Source organism: Streptomyces sp. NPDC058653, from assembly GCF_042716895.1.
Classification (GTDB): Bacteria; Actinomycetota; Actinomycetes; order Streptomycetales; family Streptomycetaceae; genus Streptomyces.
On sequence record NZ_JBHXRM010000030.1, the window covers coordinates 52,075 to 67,915 of the forward strand.

Below are 15,841 nucleotides of genomic sequence, written 5' to 3' on the forward strand. Positions count from 1 at the left end.
GGTTGGGGCTTACTTCCAGGTTGGGGCTTACTCGGAGAATGTTCCCCCTCTAGGCTCCGGAGCGTGAACGAGATCAGTGTGGAGATCTGGACCGACGTCGTCTGCCCGTGGTGCTTCATCGGGAAGCGCCGGTTCGAGAAGGCCCTCGCACAGTTCGAGGAACGGGACGCCGTGCGCGTGCGCTGGCGCAGCTTCGAACTGGACCCGGCCGCCCTGCGCGACACCGAGGAGACCATCCCCCAACGCATGCTCAGGCGCCAGGGCATCCCGCCGGAGCGGGCCGCCCAACTGCTCGCCGGGGTCAGCGAGCAGGCCGCGGCCGAGGGCCTGGAGTACCACCTGGACCGGGCCCGTCCCGTCAACACCTTCGACGCCCACCGGCTGGTCCACCACGCGGACACCGAAGGACTGGCCGAACGCTTCCAGGAACGGCTCATGCGCGCCTACACCGCCGAGGGCGCGTCGGTCGCCGACCACCCCACGCTGGTCGCGCTCGCCGAGGAGTCGGGCCTCGCCACCGGCCCGGTACGCGACGTGCTCGCCGGTGACGCGTACGCCGACGCCGTCAGGGCGGACGAGGACCGGGCCGCCCGCCTCGGCGTCTCCGGAGTGCCCTCCTTCGTCATCGCCGAGCAGTGGTCCGTCTCGGGCGCGCAGCCCGTCGAGGTCCTCGCCGGACTGCTGGACCGCGCCACCGTCCGTACCGCCTGACACGACGGGCGGTACCCCGGCACCTCCCCGATCGCCCGGGGTGCCGCCCGACGCGCCCGCCGCGACCAGGACCGCGGCTGCCCTCACGACCACCGTGGACCACGGCACGCGCCCCGCACGGCCGTCGGCCTCCCGTCCCCACCACGCCCCGAGAAGAGAGTCCCCCTCATGAGTACGCCCACGGCGCGCTCCGATTCCGCGAGCCCGGCCTCGGCCCTCCGCCCCGCCGATGAGCCCCGGCTCGGACTGGTTCTCACCGTCTGCTGTCTCGCCCAGTTCCTCGTCACCCTCAGCGTGGCGATCGTCAACGTCGCCCTGCCCAGCATCCAGAGCAGCCTGGGCTTCGACGCCAGCAGCCTCCAGTGGGTGGTCAACGCCTACACGGTGACCTTCGCGGGCTTCCTGCTGCTCGGCGGGCGGATCGCCGATCTCTTCGGCCGGCGCCGGATCTTCCTGGCCGGCGTCGCCCTCTTCACCCTCGCCAGCCTGGCCGGCGGACTGAGTCAGAACGCCGGCACCCTGGTCGTGGCCCGTGCCGTGCAGGGGCTGGCGGCCGCCGTGATCGCGCCCACCACACTGGCCGTGCTCGGCACGACCTTCAAGGACCCGCACCAGCGGCACAAGGCGTTCGGCGCCTGGGGCGCCGTGTCCGGCGCGGGTGGTGCGTTCGGCGCGCTCGCGGGCGGCGTACTCACCGACAGCCTGTCCTGGCGCTGGATCCTGTTCGTGAACATCCCGATCGGCCTGCTGCTCATCCTCGGTGTCCTGCGGGCCATCACGGAGCTGCGGCACGACGGGCAGGGCCGTCGGCTGGACGTGACCGGCGCGGTCACCGTCACCGTCGGCCTGCTCGCCCTGGTGCTCGGCATCGTGCAGAGCGGACCGCACGGCTGGGACTCGGCGCGGACGCTGGTGCCGTTGCTGGCCGGTCTTGCGCTGGTGGGCGTCTTCCTGCTGGTCGAGGGGAAGTTCGCCGCCCAGCCGCTGATGCCGCTCGGGATCTTCCGCTCCCGGTCCGTCACCGCCGCCAACATCGTCGCGATGACCAGCGGTGCCGCGCTGTTCAGCATGTTCTACTTCCTGACGCTCTTCCTCAGCCAGGTACGGGACTACAGCCCGCTGCGCACCGGCTTCGCGTATCTCCCGCTGGCCTTCGCCATCATGGTGGCCGCGCAGTTCTCGGCCGCCCTCGTCCGCCGGGTCGGTCCCCGCGCCACGCTGCTCGCGGGTATGGCCCTCACCGCCGGAGGGCTGCTGTGGCTCTCCCGGATCACCGAGGAGTCCACCTTCGCCGGCGGACTGCTGGGCCCCACGATCATCCTCGGCGCGGGCCAGGGCATCTCGATGTCCGCGTCCGCCATCGCCGGGGTCGCGGGTGTCGCTCCCGAACAGGCCGGTCTCGCCTCGGGGTTGCTCAACGCGACCCGGCAACTGGGCGGCGCGCTGGGCCTCGCGGTCCTCGCGGCGGTGGCCACGTCCCGTATCGACACCGTCGTCGGCGAGGGCGGCCGGCCCGCCGCCGAACTCGCCCGCCACGCCTACGCCTCGGGCTACGCGCTCGCCTTCGGGGTGGCGGCGGCCCTTGCCCTGGTCGGGCTGCTGGCCTCGTTCGCCGCGCCCGGCAGGCCGCCGGCGCCGAAGGGCCTCGCGGCCGAGTGAATTCCCGATTTCCCTGGTGCGGCCCGTCGGAAACACCGGCGGGCCGCTTTTCATATGGTTGACGGGAAAGGCGTGACGCCATTGTGACCTGTGCCACTTTTCGCCTGGCGTTAATATTCGGCTGCCTATCCTGGCTGCGCTTCGGGCGGAAGTCGGTCCGAATATGCTATCCGGCTTGATTCCGCCCATGCGTTTTCGTCCAGGGAGGAACCAATGGAGATACAGTTTATGGGTCAACTTTCGTTGCGCTGGAACGGCAGCGAGAAGATACCCTCGGCAGGCAAGCCGCGTACGGTGCTCGCGCTGCTCCTGCTCAACGAGAAGAGGCCGGTCACCACCGGTTCGCTGATCACCGAGCTGTGGGGGGAAGACCCCCCGCGCAGTGCCCTGACCACGCTTCAGACGTACATTCTCCAGCTTCGGAAATGCCTCGCGGCCATGAGCGGTCAAGGGCTGTCCCGCATTTCCAGAAACACGCTTGTCACCTGGCCGTGCGGTTACCTGTTGCGTGTTTCCGACGACGCGACATCCGATCTGTCCGAATTCCGTCGGTTGACGGACGTGGGCAGGTCGGCGGAGCGCGAGGGCGACATCATGACAGCGGTGAGCCATTTCCGTGAGGCGCTCGGGCTGTGGCGTGGACCGCTGTTCGCCGACATCGAGCACGGGCCGGTGCTGCGCGCGGAGGCCGTACGGCTGGAGGAGTGCAGACTCTCGCTGATCGAGCGCTGCGTCGAGGGAGACCTCATCCTCGGCCGGCACCGGGAGGCGGTCAGCGAGCTGTCCGCACTGATCGCCCAGTACCCCTACCACGAGGAACTCGCCGCCCAGTTGATGATCGCGCTGGTACGCAGCGGGAGACGGCAGGACGCGCTCGCCGTGTTCCGGAGTCTGCGCGAGCGGATGATCGAGGACCTGGGGCTCGAACCCGGCGGACGGCTGCACCGCCTTCAGTACGACGTCCTCAGCGGCGAGGTGGAGGAGAGCGGGCGCCGCTCCGGCACCCCGCACGCGACCCAGCTCAGAGGGGCCCAGGGCGCCGACTTCGCGGCCCTGACCTGAGCCACCACCCGGCCGGTTCGTCCGCCGAAGGAGTCGGGGGGACCGGAGCCGGGCCGGGCCGTTCCGGGCCGGGTCAGACGAGGCCGTGGAAGGCCCGGCCGTAATACACCATGGGTGAGCCCTCTTCGAGCCGTACCCCGCGCACCTCGGCGACCAGGATCGTGTGGTCGCCCGCCGGATGACGGTCCCGTACCGCGCACTCCAGCGTCACCAGCGCGCCGACGGCCACCGGAAGACCCCCCGGCGACGGCGCGAAGCCGCCCGCGGCGAACTTGTCGGCGCCCCTGGTCGCGAACAGCCCGGCCAGCGCGCGCTGTTCGTCCCGCAGCACGCTCACGGCCAACTCCGTACAGCCCAGGAACGCCTCGTGCGAGTCGGCGGCCGTGGACAGACAGACCAGGACGAGCGGCGGGTCCTGGGAGACCGAACAGAACGAACTCGCCGTGAATCCGCGGGGAGTTCCGTCGTCCTCCCGGGTGGTGACGATCACGACCCCCGCCGCGAACCGGGCCATGGCCGCACGGAACTCCACCGCCGTCACCCGGCCCACGGTCCCCGCTCCCGTCGGCTCCTTCACGGCAGCTCCACCACCTGTCCCGCGTAGTTCAGCCCGGCGCCGAACCCCATCAGCAGCGCCGTGCCGCCGGTGCCCACCGCCCCCGAGTCCAGCAGCGCCTCCAGCGCCAACGGCACAGATGCGGCAGAGGTGTTGCCCGCCCGCACCACGTCGCGCGCCACCACCGTGCGACCCGTCAGCCCCAGCCTTTCGGCCATCAGCCCGATCATTCTCAGATTGGCCTGGTGCGGCACGAACGCGTCCAGACCGTCCGCCGTCAGCCCCGCCTCCCGCAGCACCCGGCCCGCCGCCGGGGCCACCTCCTCCATCGCCCAGCGGAACACCCGGCGCCCGTCCATCCGCATCCACGGCCGGCCCGACTCCGGGTCCGCCGCGAACCGCGCCCAACTCCCGCTCATCCGCAGGGCGTCCGCGTACCGCCCGTCGGCGCCCCGCACCACCCGCGAGATACCGGGCCGCGCCGAGGGACCGACGACGACCGCGCCCGCCCCGTCCGCGAACAGCACCGAGACCGAGCGGTCCAGCGGATCCACGATGTCCGTCATCCGCTCGGCGCCCACCACCAGCACCTGCCGCGCGCTGCCCGCCACGACCGCGTCCGACGCGAGCGCCAAGGCGTGGCAGAACCCCGCGCAGGCCCCCGACACATCCACGGCCGCGGCGCCGCGCGCGCCGAGACCGTCGGCGACCAGCACGGCGAGCGGCGGTGTCTGCACGAGCCGCGACATGCTCGCGACCAGGACGAGATCCACCTCCGACGGGGCGGTCCCGGCCCGCGCCAGCGCCTTCTCCGCCGCCGCGTTCGCCATCATCGGCAGCGTCTCGTCCGGGGCCGCGAACCCCCGCTCCCGGATGCCGCTGCGGGACTCGATCCACTCCGGCGTGGAGTCGATCCCCACGCACAGCTCCTCGTTGCCCACCACGCGGCGCGGCCGGTAACCGCCCACCCCCAGAACCGCGCTGTACGTGGCGCGTGCCGCCACCCTGATGTTGCCGCTCACCCCTGCTCCCTCCGGTCCGCCGGGCCCCGGCGGGACCCCGGCCACAGCGTCGGCGCCGCGTCTTGAGCCCGGATCGAGCCGGGATCGAGCCACCGCGCGCAGGGTTGTCCGCATCACCCGGCCACGCGCCGGGGGAGCCCCCCGACCCGAGCCCACGAGAAAAGGACGGACCATGAGCGCCTTCACCCTCACCGAGTTCAAGAAGATCGTCGGGCTGAGTTACGAGAGCGAGGCCGCCGACGCACTCGACGCCGCCGCCCTGGACACCACGTTCACCGACCTCGGCTACGACTCGCTGACGGTCTACGAGTTCGTCACCCGCATCCAGGACGACTACGGGGTGACCGTGCCCGACGAGGACCTGGACGCGCTCGACACACCCGGCGCGCTCATCGCGTACGTGGACGGCCGGATCACACGGGCCCGTACCTAGCGCCCCGTACTACGCCCCGCCCCCGGGACGGGACGCCGGCCCGTGCGGCGGTCAGGTTCTCCATGGCCGTCTCGAAGACACGCGGGTCCTCGTCCGTGCCCGCCGTACGGGGCGGGAGGAGCCCGACGACGGCCGCCCGCCCCGCCCGGACCGCCGGGTGGCGCCGGGCCGGTGCGCCCAGGCTCCGGTCGGGCGACGCGTCCAACAGCAGCAGCTTCCGCTCCGGGGCCGCCGCCTCGGCGGCGAGCAGCGCGCGCAGGGCCGGCCAGTACAGCACCGGCAGCGCCACCTGGTCGCACCAGAAGTCGGGCCGTACGGCCTCGGCGGGGGTGACGGGACGGGCCGTACGCGACGAGTACACCGGCAGCCGGGGCGCGCGCCAGCGCGCCCGCTCCGGATCGAGCGCCGCCCGCAGGGCGTGCGCGGCCCCCGCCAGGGAGGGGCCGTGGAAGCCGACGTCCGAGCGCAGGGGCCGGACGGTCAGTCCCGCGGCGCCCGCTCGTTCCGCGGCGCGGGCCAACGGCTCCCGGGGGCCGCAGAGAACCGTCTGCCGGGGCCCGTTGACCGCGCCGACCGTCACCCCGCCCCCGAGGAAGGGACCGACGCCGGCGACGGAGGCGGCCACCGCCAGCATGCCGCCGGGCGGCGCCGTCCGCAGTGCCCGCCCCCGCGCCGCCATCAACCGCGCGGCTCCCGTCAGCGGCAGCACCCCGGCGAGGCAGGCCGCGGCCAGCTCACCGACACTGTGGCCGAGCAGGACCGCGGGCGCGCCGGGCACCCGCGCGGCGACGGCCCGACCCAGCGCGTACCCCACCGCGAAGAGCAACGGCTGCGCCGTCGCCGCCCCGTCGAGAGCCGGCCCCGTACCGGGGCGCAGCCACACCTCCCGTAACCTCTCCCCCTCTGCGCCGAGGAGCCCGAGGAACTCGTCGGCGGCCTCCGTGAATTCCGGTATCCGGCCATGGAGTCCCGCCGCCATCCGCTCCCGCTGGGCGCCCTGCCCAGGAAGCAGCAGGACCGTCCGCGGCACGGCGTCCGGGCCGCCACCGCCACCACCGCCGCCGTCTGTGCCGACCTCGACCGTGCTCCGCACCGCAGCCTCCGTCCGCCGGGGCCCCGGGGCTCGGTCCGTCGGGGCCACTGCTCCCGCGACGATCGCGGCCCTCGCTCGACCACCGGTCGATTCCCGCTCCAGAAGCACCCGGGCACGGCGGCACCGGGGCGCCACCGATCCTCAAGTCCCTTTCGAGCAGCGGCTCCCAGGATCGTCGGCAGGACCGTGTACGGCACTCCGTCGTCCGGAAGCCCGAGGGGGTTTGTGCAGTGAACCGACATGTCGCCATCACCGGCATCGGTGTGGTGGCCCCGGGAGGGGTCGGCAGAAAGGCGTTCTGGGAACTCCTGACCTCAGGCCGTACCGCCACCCGCGCCATCTCCTTCTTCGACGCCTCGCCGTTCCGCTCACGCATCGCGGCGGAGGTGGACTTCGACCCCGTCGCCCATGGACTGAGCCCGCGTGAGATCCGCAGGATGGACCGGGCCGCGCAGTTCGCGGTCGTCGCCGCCCGCGAGAGCCTCGCCGACAGCGGCCTCGCGTCGACCGAGCTCGACCCGCACCGGATCGGCGTCAGCATCGGCAGCGCCGTCGGCGGCACCACCTCGCTGGAGCGCGAGTACCTGGCCCTCAGCGACAGCGGACGCCAATGGGAACTCGACCTGTCCTATCTCTCCCCGCACCTCTACGACGCCTTCGTACCCAGCTCGCTGGCGCGCGAGGTGGCGGTCGACGCGGGCGCCGAGGGACCGGCCACCGTCATCTCCACCGGCTGCACCTCCGGCATCGACTCGCTCGGCCACGCCCGGGACCTCATCGCCGAGGGCAGCGCCGACGTGATGATCGCCGGCGGGGCCGACACCCCGATCTCCCCCATCGCCGTCGCCTGCTTCGACGCCATCAAGGCCACGTCGCCCAGCAACCACGACCCCGCGCACGCCTCACGGCCCTTCGACCGCGACCGCGACGGCTTCGTACTCGCCGAGGGCGCCGCCGTGCTGGTCCTGGAGGAGCTGGGGCACGCCCGCGCCCGTGGCGCCCACGTCTACGGCCTGCTGTCCGGCTACGCGACACGCTGCAACGCCTACCACATGACCGGACTGAAGCCCGACGGCCGGGAGATGGCCGAGGCGATCCGGCACGCACTCGACGAGAGCCGCACCGACCCCGCCACCGTCGACTACGTCAACGCCCACGGCTCGGGCACCAAACAGAACGACCGCCATGAGACGGCCGCCTTCAAGACCACGCTCGGCGAACACGCCTACCGGGTCCCCGTCAGCTCCATCAAGTCCATGATCGGGCACTCGCTGGGCGCCATCGGCTCGCTCGAGATCGCGGCCTGCGCACTGGCCATGGAGTACGGCGCCGTACCGCCGACCGCGAACCTGGACGTGCCCGACCCCGAGTGCGACCTGGACTACGTGCCGCACGAGGCCCGGGAGACCACCGTCGACACGGTGCTGAGCGTCGGCAGCGGATTCGGCGGTTTCCAGAGCGCGATGGTGCTCACGCGCGACCCCTGCGTGCGAGCGGGCGCGCCGGCCGGAGGCGGCCGATGACCGGGACCACGACGACACGTACGGCCTCCGGCACCGCCTCCCGCACCCGGGCCAGGGCCGTCTTCACCGGGATCGGCGTCGCCGCGCCCGGCGCCCTCGGTACCGAGGAGTGGTGGGCGGCCACCCTGCGGGGCGAGAGCGGCATCGGGCCCGTGACGGACTTCGACGCCTCGGGACACGGCGGGGTGCTGGTCGGCCGCGTCCCCGGCTTCGAGCCGGAGAAACTGCTCCCGGGCCGGCTGCTGCCGCAGACCGACCGGGTCACCCGGCTGGCGCTCGTCGCCGCCCAGGAGGCGCTGGCCGACGCGGGGGCCGATCCCGCCGACCTCCCCGAGTACGCGATGAGCGCCGTCACCTCCAACGCCACCGGCGGCTTCGAATTCACCCACCGGGAGATCCGCAAACTCTGGACCGAGGGACCGAAACGGGTCAGCGTCTACGAGTCCTTCGCCTGGTTCTACGCCGTCAACACCGGCCAGATCTCCATCCGGCACGGTATGCGCGGCGCGGGCGGCGTCCTGGTCAGCGACCAGGCCGGCGGTCTCGACGCACTCGGCCACGCCCGCCGTACGCTGCGCAAGGGCGGCTCGCTGGCGGTCGCCGGCGCGCTGGAGTCGGCCCTCGACCCCTGGGGGCTCGCGGCGCACCTCTCCTCCGGTGACCACAGCCGCTCCAGTGATCCCCGCACGGCCTTCCTGCCCTTCGACAGCCGGGCCTCGGGGGCCGTCCCCGGGGAGGGCGGCGCCCTGTTCATCCTGGAGGACGCCGCGCACGCCGGGGAGCGCGGAGCCCGGCAGGTCTACGGCGAACTCGCCGGGTACGCCGCCACGTTCGACCCGCCGCCCGGCTCCCCGCGCCCTCCCGGCCTGGAACGGGCCGCCCGGCTCGCCCTGGCCGACGCGGGCGCCGGCCCCGAGGACATCGACGTGGTCTTCCCCGACGCCGCCGGGACACCCGCCCGCGACGACGCGGAAGCGACCGCCCTGCGGAACCTGTTCGGGCCCTACGGCGTGCCCGTCAGCGTTCCCAAGACGCTCACCGGCCGGCTCTCCTCCGGCAGCCCCGCGCTCGACGTGGCAGCCGCCCTCCTCGCCGTACGGGACGGCGTGGTCCCCCCTGCGGCCAACCTGGACCGACCGGTGCCCGGACACCGGCTCGACCTGGTCAGAGACCTGCCCAGAGAGCTACGGGTGCGTACCGCCCTGGTACTCGCCCGGGGGCACGGCGGTTTCAACGCCGCCGTCGTCCTACGCGCGCCGCGCGACTGAGCGACGTGACACCCCCACCCGCGACCGCACCACCCTCCCCTCCCCACGACCCCAAGGACTCATCATGAGCACGATCACCCCCGACGACCTCAAGCGGATCCTCGCCGAATGCGCGGGGGAGGACGAGGACGTCGATCTCGACGGTTCGCTGGACACGTCGTTCGCCGACCTCGGTTACGACTCGCTCGCCCTCCTGGAGACGGCGGCGGCCCTCACCCAGCGCTTCGGCGTCGAACTGTCCGACGAGACCGTGAGCCGGCTGGAGACACCCCGGCACCTGCTCGACGAGGTGAACGGCGCGCGGCGGGCTCCCACCGCCGTACTGCGGCCCTAGGGTCCCTCGCCTGGATCGGGCCCCGGGTCCTGTCGTCCGGATCTCGCTGGGCGGGAACGTTGCCGGGCGGACAACGGTGAAGGGCCGGACGGAGACCACGAGGTCTCCGTCCGGCCCTTCGGCGTCGCCGTCACAGCAGCGTGTGATCCTGCGTCACCTGCCGTGAGAGCGTGCGCAGTTCACCGTTCTCCCGCACCAGTACGTCCCGTACGACACAGCTCGGCGCGATGACGGGCCGCGGCTGCCCCGGCCGGGTCACCACGACCAGGGCGTAGTACTCGGTGTGCACGCTGCCGTCCGGCTGCGGGCGCACGTCCAGCATGTTGAACCAGTGCCTGCGCTGCACCGGATCCTCGGCGAAACGCCGCTCGTTGAAACCGCGCACCTCCTCGGCGATGGCGGCCCGGCCCCTGGCCGGCGGGGAATCGGGGGAGTGGGCGAACACACCGTCCTCGGCGAAGGTCGCGGCGAACTCCTCGGCCCGCACCGAGTCGAGACGGTGCGCCTGGCGGGCGTAGAACTGCTGAACCTCCGTGTAGAGGCCGGTGCCGACGGCGTCGGCCGACGGGATGGTGGTGGTCATGGGCGTCCCCTCCAAACGGTGCGCCGACCGCGCCGGCCGGGCGGCCTCAGCTTCGATGGACCGGCTCGACGCCTCCTTGAGCCCTCCTCAAGCAGGCGCGGTGAAGGTGGCAGAAGCCCGGGAGACCCCGTACCCCGGGCACGGCAGCGCGAGCACCACCCAGTGACGAGGAAGGCAACCATGACCGCATCCGTACCGGAACTCCAGGAACCGGGCACCGGCACCGCCCGGGGCCCCGCGCTGATCACCGGAGGTACCCGTGGCATCGGCCTGGCCGTCGCCGAGAGCCTGGCCGCACGCGGCTATCCCGTCGTGGTCTGCGCCCGCGACGCCGACGCCGTCCGGCAGACCGTCAAGGAGCTGACCGAGCGCGGCCACCGCGCCGACGGCGTCGTCTGCGACGTCACGTCCACGGCCTCGGTGCGCGCGTTCGTCGAAACGGCGGTGGACCGCTTTGGCCCCGTCGAGGTGCTCGTCAACAACGCGGGCCGCAGCGGCGGCGGAGTCACGAGCCAGCTCGACGAATCCCTCTGGCAGGACGTCATCGACACCAACCTCACCAGTGTCTTCCTCGTGACGAAGGAGGTCCTCACCACCGGAGGCATGACGGCGCGCGGCCACGGCAGGATCATCAGCATCGCCTCCACCGGCGGCAAACAGGGCGTCGCCTTCGGCGCCCCGTACTCGGCGTCCAAGCACGGAGTGGTCGGCTTCACCAAGGCCCTCGGGCTGGAGCTGGCCAAGAGCGGCATCACCGTCAACGCGGTCTGCCCCGGCTACGTCGAGACCCCGATGGCCGGCAACGTCCGTCAGCACTACGCGAACATCTGGGACATCCCGGAGGAGGAGGTGCTGCGCCGTTTCGAGGCGAAGATCCCGCTCGGCCGCTACACCCAGCCCCGGGAGGTGGCGGCGCTCGTCGAGTATCTGGTCACCGACGCGGCGGCGGCCGTCACGGCCCAGGCGCTCAACGTCTGCGGTGGACTGGGGAATTACTGATGACGACGCCGACAGGACAGGACGGCAGCGGGGCCGGGGGCGCCGAGACCGAGCTCACCGGGGCGGGTGGCACGGGGGCGGAACGGCGGTACGCGGAGCACACCGCGCGTCTCGCCGCGCCGGCCGGACGCGCCTACGACCTGATCGCCGACGTACGCCGCTGGCCACTCCTCTTCCCGCCCTGCCTGCACGCCGAAGTGCTGGAGGCGGGACCGGGCACCGAACGCGTCCGGCTGTGGGCCCTGGCCGGGGACGAGATCCGCAGCTGGACCTCACGCCGTACGCTCGACCCCGCCTCGCTGCGGATCGGTTTCCGGCAGGAGGACAGCGCGCCGCCGCTCGCCGACATGGGCGGAGAATGGCGGTTCGAGGCGAAGAGCGACGGCGACGGCGACGGCGGCGACGGCACCCGACTCGTTCTCGCCCACGACTGGAGCATGTCGTCGCCGGGGGAGGAGGCCCACCGCTGGGTGACCGACGCCCTCGACCGCAACAGCGCCGCCGAGATCGGCGCCGTCACCGACTGGGCGCAGCGCGCCGAAGCGGCGGGCGGGGCAGGAGAGTTGATCTTCTCCTTCACCGACACCCTGGACATCGCGGCCCCGGCCGCCGACGTCTACGCCTTCCTCCACCGGGCCGATCTCTGGCCCGGGCGGCTGCCGCACGTCGCCGGTCTGGACCTCGACAGCGCTCCCGCCGGCCCCACCACCGCCGGGGCCGAGATCCAGCGGATGGCGATGGAGACCCGCGCGGCGGACGGCACGAGTCATCGGACACGCTCGATTCGTCTCTGCTTCACCGACGAGCTGATCGTCTACAAACAGACCATCGTGCCCCCGCCCCTCCTCGGCCACGCGGGCGCCTGGACCCTCACCCCCACCGCCTCCGGCACCCGGGTCACCGCACGGCACCGTGTCGCGCTGGACCCGGACGCCCTGGCCGCCCGCTTCGGGCCGGGCGCCACTCTCCGTACGGCCCGGGAAAAGGTCCGTGAACTGCTCGGCGGAAACAGCAGACACACCCTGGAACACGCCCGCGCGCACACCGAGGCGACGGCCGGGGCAGGGGCGGTGAACGCGCGATGACCGCGGGCGCGCCGCACACCGAGGAGATCGCGGAGAACGTCTTCGCCCACATCCAGCCCGACGGCGGCTGGTGCCTCAGCAACGCGGGCATCCTGCTCGCCCCCGACCGGGTCGCGCTGATCGACACCGCCGCGACCGAATCCCGTTCCCTGGCGCTGCGCGACACCGTCCACACGCTCAGCCCGGAACCCGTCCGCCTCGTGGTCAACACCCATTTCCACGGTGACCACAGCTTCGGCAACGCGCTCGTGGGTCCCGACGCCGTCATCGTCGCCCACGAACGCACCCGGACCGAGATGGCCGATGCCGGACTCGGCCTCACCGGGCTCTGGCCGGACGTGAACTGGGGGAAGATCGACGTCACCCTGCCTCAACTCACCTACCGACGACGCCTCACCCTGCACCACGGGGACCTCCAGGTGGAGCTGTTCCATCCGGGTCCCGCCCACACCACCAACGACACCCTGGTCTGGCTGCCCGGTCAACGCGTCCTGTTCGCGGGCGACATCCTGCTGCCCGGCCGCACACCCTTCGTACTGATGGGGTCGGTGGCGGGCTCCCTGCGCACCCTTGAGGTGCTGCGGCGCCTCGGCCCCCGGACCGTCGTCGGTGGACACGGACCGCTCGCGGGACCGGAGGTGATCGAGGAGACCGAGCGGTATCTGCGATGGCTCCAATCGGTCGCCGCCGAGGCGTCCGCGGCCGGACTGACCCCTCTGGAAGCGGCCCGGGAGGCGGGCCCGGGACCGTTCGAGCAGTGGCGGGAGCCCGAACGTCTCGTCGCCAACCTGCACCGCGCCTACGCCGAGTTGGAGCCGGGTCCCTTGGGCGCGCCCTTGAACGTGATCGGTGTCTTCGAGGACATGGTCGCCTTCAACGGAGGGCACGTGCCGCTCTGCCACGCCTGAGAGGACCGCGCGTGGGAAGGCCGCGCGCGAGGGGACCGCGCGCGGGAAGGCGGGCGGGCCCCGGTCCCTCGACCGGAGCCCGCCCGTCGTACGTCGCACCGTGGCGTATCAGCTCGGAGCGGGTACCGATTCGCCGATCCCGAACGCCCCGGCGTGGTCCCGCACCCAGGTGCGGAAACCTCGCGCCGGACTGCCGGTGATCTCCTGGACCGTCGGCAGCGCCTTCGGCGGATGCTCGGTGAAGTACCGCTCCACCCCGGCCAGCGCCCGCGCGTACTCCTCCCCGATCCCCCGCGCGGCAAGCGCCACCCACTGTTCCTCGGGCACCCCCACCACCCGTAGCGGACGGCCCAGTTCGGAGGAGAGGATCTCGGCCCGCCGGGGCAGGGTCAGCACCTCGGGACCCGACAGCGGTACGGCGCGGCCCACCCAGTCACGTATCGGAGACGTCAGCACCACGGCCGCCACGTCGGCGATGTCCCGGGGGTCGATGAGCGGCACGGCCAGTTCGGGATGCGGTACGCGTACGATCCCGTCCCCGAGCAGCGCGGGTGCCCAGTGCAGCGCGAGGGAGGCGAAGGCCCCCGGCCGCAGGAAGACCCACGGCACGCCCGACCCCCGCACATGCCGCTCACCCAGCACATGCTTGCGGAACATCGGGTTGTCGTACGCCGGGTCGGCGGCGGCCGTCGCCGAGAGCACGACGATCTGCCGCAACCCGATCGCGCGGGCCGCCGCTTGGGAGAACGACCGGCCGGCGTCCGTCTCCAGCAGCAGGAAGGCCCGGTCGACCCCGGCCAGCGCCGCCTCCAAGGACGGCACGTCGTGCAGATCGCCGAGCACCGGTTCCGCCCCGGCCTCGGCGAGCGCCGGAACCCGCTCGGGATTGCGTACGAGGGCCCGGACCTGGCTCCCCCCGGCCACCAACCGGCGCACCAGGCGACCGCCAACGGCCCCGGTCGCCCCCGTCACGAGCACCGTGCCCGTCGTCGCGGCCGTCACCGTGCCTCCTCCAGAGCCCAGGCGCCGTAGGCGGGACCGGCGGTGTCGAAGGAGAGCGCCACATGCGAGGCGGCGGCGTTGACGTCCCGCCAGAAGCGCTGCACCGGATCGGACTCGGTCTGCCCGGAGGTACCGCTCGCCCGCATGATCCGGCCCACCGCCGCCACCAGCAACTCCACCGCCAGCGCGGTGTCCCTCGGACCCCGTACCGCCGCGTCCACCCCGGACACCCGCGCGTCACCGTCCGCGACCGCCGCAGCGCGCAGAACCAGCAACTCGGCCGCGTCCACCTCCCCGGCCGCCCGCGCCAGCGTCGACCGGACCAGCGGCGAGGCCGCCACCGCCCGACCCCTGGCGTCCACCCGCAGCGAGGTGCGCGCGGTCCAGGCGCGCAACGCGCCCCGTACCGCGCCGATCAGCGGAGCGACGAACGGCAGCGCCCCGACCTCCGCCATCCGCACCGTGTGGCAGCGGGCGAGCGACCGCGGGGCGCGGCCGGCCAGCACCGTGGCGCGCGGGAACGAACGGTGCTCCGGCACCACGGCCCCGTCCAGCACGAGCGTGTCGCTGCCGGTGGCCCGCATCCCGGACGTCGACCAGGTGCGTTCGACACGGTGCTCGGCGCGCGGGACCGCGAAGAACCGCACCTCGTCGTCCTCGCCGGTGTCGTCACCGCGCACCGCCGCGCAGGCCAGCACCCAGTCCGCGTGGTGCACACCGCTGATGTACGGCCAGGCACCCGTCAGCCGCCAGCCGCGCGAGGAGCGCTCCACCTTCCCCGACGGGACCAGCGCGCCGGCCAGCAGCACGTCGGGCCCGCCGCCCCAGATCTCCTCCTGGGCGGCCGGCGGCAGATACGCGGCGTAGCGCCCGGCGTACGCGGCGAGCGAAGCGGCCCAGGCGGCGGAGGCGCAGCCCTCGCCCACGCGGGCCACCGCCTCCGTCAGTTCGGTGAAACCGCCTTCGGAGCCCCCGTGGACGGCCGGTACGAAATGACGGGCGAAGCCCGCTTCGACCAGGGCCGCGACCACCTCGGGGGCGAGCCGCCGATCCTCCTCCCCGGCTTTCGCACGGTCCGCCGCGACCTCCGCGACGGTCGCCGCACCGGAGAGAACGGCCGCCGGGACAGGGCTCGTTGTCGTGATGTGCTCGGTCATGGTTCACCACCTCCGGCACGAACCTGTCCCGCGCGGCTGGAGTCGCGCTCGACTCACACTGGACGAGGCGGGACCCGGTCCCCGTGCCGGACCTCGACCGTCTCGTACACCTCGGGGGCCGTCGTCGCCTCCGCCCGCAGCCGGTCGAGGAGGGCCGCGACCCCGGGCGCCGTCGCGGCGGCGCGATGAGCGTCCGCGTCCGACCAGTTGGCTGTCATCGCCCACCGTTCCGGGCGGGCGGTCGCGCGGTGCAGCCGCAGGTCCAGGAAGCCGGGCTGGGCGCGCATATGGGCGCAGATCGCGTCCAGGGCGGCCAGGAACCGCGCCTCGTCGCCGTGCACCGTCATCTGATTGATCATCGTCACCATGGACCCCATCACACACCGCGGCGCTCAAGTCCCGCTCAAGCGTGGCTCTTTCGGGCAGACCCGGTCCCTGCGACGCCG

Annotated in this window: 17 protein-coding genes; 10 read left to right on the forward strand and 7 right to left on the reverse strand. The window is 73.1% G+C overall.

Annotation, left to right across the window (positions count from 1 at the left end; translation table 11 throughout):
- Positions 1–63: 63 nt before the first annotated feature.
- The 3 genes from ACFWU9_RS24195 to ACFWU9_RS24205 all read left to right on the forward strand — a co-directional run bounded on the left by ACFWU9_RS24195 (position 64) and on the right by ACFWU9_RS24205 (position 3,432).
- Complete coding sequence (locus ACFWU9_RS24195; RefSeq protein ID WP_384321727.1) at positions 64–711, forward strand: DsbA family oxidoreductase; 648 nt, start codon at positions 64–66, stop codon at positions 709–711.
- Positions 712–879: 168 nt separating this feature from the next.
- Entirely contained in the window at positions 880–2,370 is a 1,491-nt protein-coding gene (locus tag ACFWU9_RS24200) for an MFS transporter (protein ID WP_384321729.1), read from the forward strand.
- Between the two features lie 228 nt (positions 2,371–2,598).
- Positions 2,599–3,432, forward strand: coding sequence for a BTAD domain-containing putative transcriptional regulator (locus ACFWU9_RS24205; RefSeq protein WP_384321731.1), 834 nt, complete (start codon positions 2,599–2,601; stop codon positions 3,430–3,432).
- Between the two features lie 73 nt (positions 3,433–3,505).
- Here ACFWU9_RS24205 and ACFWU9_RS24210 read toward each other — a convergent pair whose 3' ends face one another.
- Complete coding sequence (locus tag ACFWU9_RS24210) at positions 3,506–3,946, reverse strand: flavin reductase family protein (protein ID WP_384321821.1); 441 nt, start codon at positions 3,944–3,946, stop codon at positions 3,506–3,508.
- Positions 3,947–4,005: 59 nt separating this feature from the next.
- Positions 4,006–5,010, reverse strand: coding sequence for a beta-ketoacyl-ACP synthase 3 (locus ACFWU9_RS24215; protein WP_384321733.1), 1,005 nt, complete (start codon positions 5,008–5,010; stop codon positions 4,006–4,008).
- A 172-nt stretch (positions 5,011–5,182) separates the two neighbouring features.
- Between ACFWU9_RS24215 and ACFWU9_RS24220 the strand changes: the two genes are divergently transcribed.
- Complete coding sequence (locus ACFWU9_RS24220) at positions 5,183–5,443, forward strand: acyl carrier protein (RefSeq protein WP_384321735.1); 261 nt, start codon at positions 5,183–5,185, stop codon at positions 5,441–5,443.
- On the opposite strand, the gene ACFWU9_RS24225 is transcribed toward ACFWU9_RS24220, so the two are convergent.
- A complete protein-coding gene (locus ACFWU9_RS24225) occupies positions 5,424–6,536 on the reverse strand; it encodes an acyltransferase domain-containing protein (RefSeq protein WP_384321737.1) in 1,113 nt (370 codons plus the stop codon). The genes ACFWU9_RS24220 and ACFWU9_RS24225 overlap by 20 nt on opposite strands.
- Before the next feature lie 89 nt (positions 6,537–6,625).
- Here ACFWU9_RS24225 and ACFWU9_RS24230 point away from each other — a divergent pair, with 89 nt between their 5' ends.
- The 3 genes from ACFWU9_RS24230 to ACFWU9_RS24240 all read left to right on the forward strand — a co-directional run bounded on the left by ACFWU9_RS24230 (position 6,626) and on the right by ACFWU9_RS24240 (position 9,661).
- Positions 6,626–8,059, forward strand: coding sequence for a beta-ketoacyl-[acyl-carrier-protein] synthase family protein (locus ACFWU9_RS24230; protein ID WP_384321823.1), 1,434 nt, complete (start codon positions 6,626–6,628; stop codon positions 8,057–8,059).
- On the forward strand, positions 8,056–9,327 hold the full coding sequence (locus ACFWU9_RS24235; RefSeq protein WP_384321740.1) for a ketosynthase chain-length factor: 1,272 nt from the start codon (positions 8,056–8,058) through the stop codon (positions 9,325–9,327). Before ACFWU9_RS24230 ends, ACFWU9_RS24235 begins: the two co-directional genes overlap by 4 nt.
- A gap of 64 nt (positions 9,328–9,391) precedes the next feature.
- The gene (locus ACFWU9_RS24240; RefSeq protein ID WP_384321742.1) at positions 9,392–9,661 is read left to right on the forward strand and encodes a phosphopantetheine-binding protein; all 270 of its coding nucleotides are present in this window, start codon (positions 9,392–9,394) and stop codon (positions 9,659–9,661) included.
- A 130-nt stretch (positions 9,662–9,791) separates the two neighbouring features.
- Here ACFWU9_RS24240 and ACFWU9_RS24245 read toward each other — a convergent pair whose 3' ends face one another.
- A complete protein-coding gene (locus ACFWU9_RS24245) occupies positions 9,792–10,244 on the reverse strand; it encodes a nuclear transport factor 2 family protein (protein WP_384321744.1) in 453 nt (150 codons plus the stop codon).
- Positions 10,245–10,424: 180 nt separating this feature from the next.
- Between ACFWU9_RS24245 and ACFWU9_RS24250 the strand changes: the two genes are divergently transcribed.
- From ACFWU9_RS24250 to ACFWU9_RS24260, 3 genes are read left to right on the forward strand one after another with little or no spacing between them, the layout of a single operon-like run.
- Complete coding sequence (locus tag ACFWU9_RS24250) at positions 10,425–11,243, forward strand: SDR family NAD(P)-dependent oxidoreductase (protein ID WP_384321746.1); 819 nt, start codon at positions 10,425–10,427, stop codon at positions 11,241–11,243.
- Positions 11,243–12,328 (forward strand): aromatase/cyclase, encoded by a 1,086-nt coding sequence (locus tag ACFWU9_RS24255; protein WP_384321747.1) that lies wholly within the window; start codon positions 11,243–11,245, stop codon positions 12,326–12,328. The genes ACFWU9_RS24250 and ACFWU9_RS24255 overlap by 1 nt, the downstream gene beginning before the upstream one ends.
- A complete protein-coding gene (locus tag ACFWU9_RS24260) occupies positions 12,325–13,236 on the forward strand; it encodes an MBL fold metallo-hydrolase (RefSeq protein ID WP_384321749.1) in 912 nt (303 codons plus the stop codon). Before ACFWU9_RS24255 ends, ACFWU9_RS24260 begins: the two co-directional genes overlap by 4 nt.
- Positions 13,237–13,344: 108 nt before the next feature.
- On the opposite strand, the gene ACFWU9_RS24265 is transcribed toward ACFWU9_RS24260, so the two are convergent.
- From ACFWU9_RS24265 to ACFWU9_RS24275, 3 genes are read right to left on the reverse strand one after another with little or no spacing between them, the layout of a single operon-like run.
- The gene (locus ACFWU9_RS24265) at positions 13,345–14,238 is read right to left on the reverse strand and encodes an NmrA family NAD(P)-binding protein (protein ID WP_384321751.1); all 894 of its coding nucleotides are present in this window, start codon (positions 14,236–14,238) and stop codon (positions 13,345–13,347) included.
- Positions 14,235–15,395, reverse strand: coding sequence for an acyl-CoA dehydrogenase family protein (locus ACFWU9_RS24270; RefSeq protein WP_384321753.1), 1,161 nt, complete (start codon positions 15,393–15,395; stop codon positions 14,235–14,237). Before ACFWU9_RS24270 ends, ACFWU9_RS24265 begins: the two co-directional genes overlap by 4 nt.
- A gap of 53 nt (positions 15,396–15,448) precedes the next feature.
- On the reverse strand, positions 15,449–15,763 hold the full coding sequence (locus tag ACFWU9_RS24275; protein WP_384321755.1) for an antibiotic biosynthesis monooxygenase family protein: 315 nt from the start codon (positions 15,761–15,763) through the stop codon (positions 15,449–15,451).
- Positions 15,764–15,841: the final 78 nt, after the last annotated feature.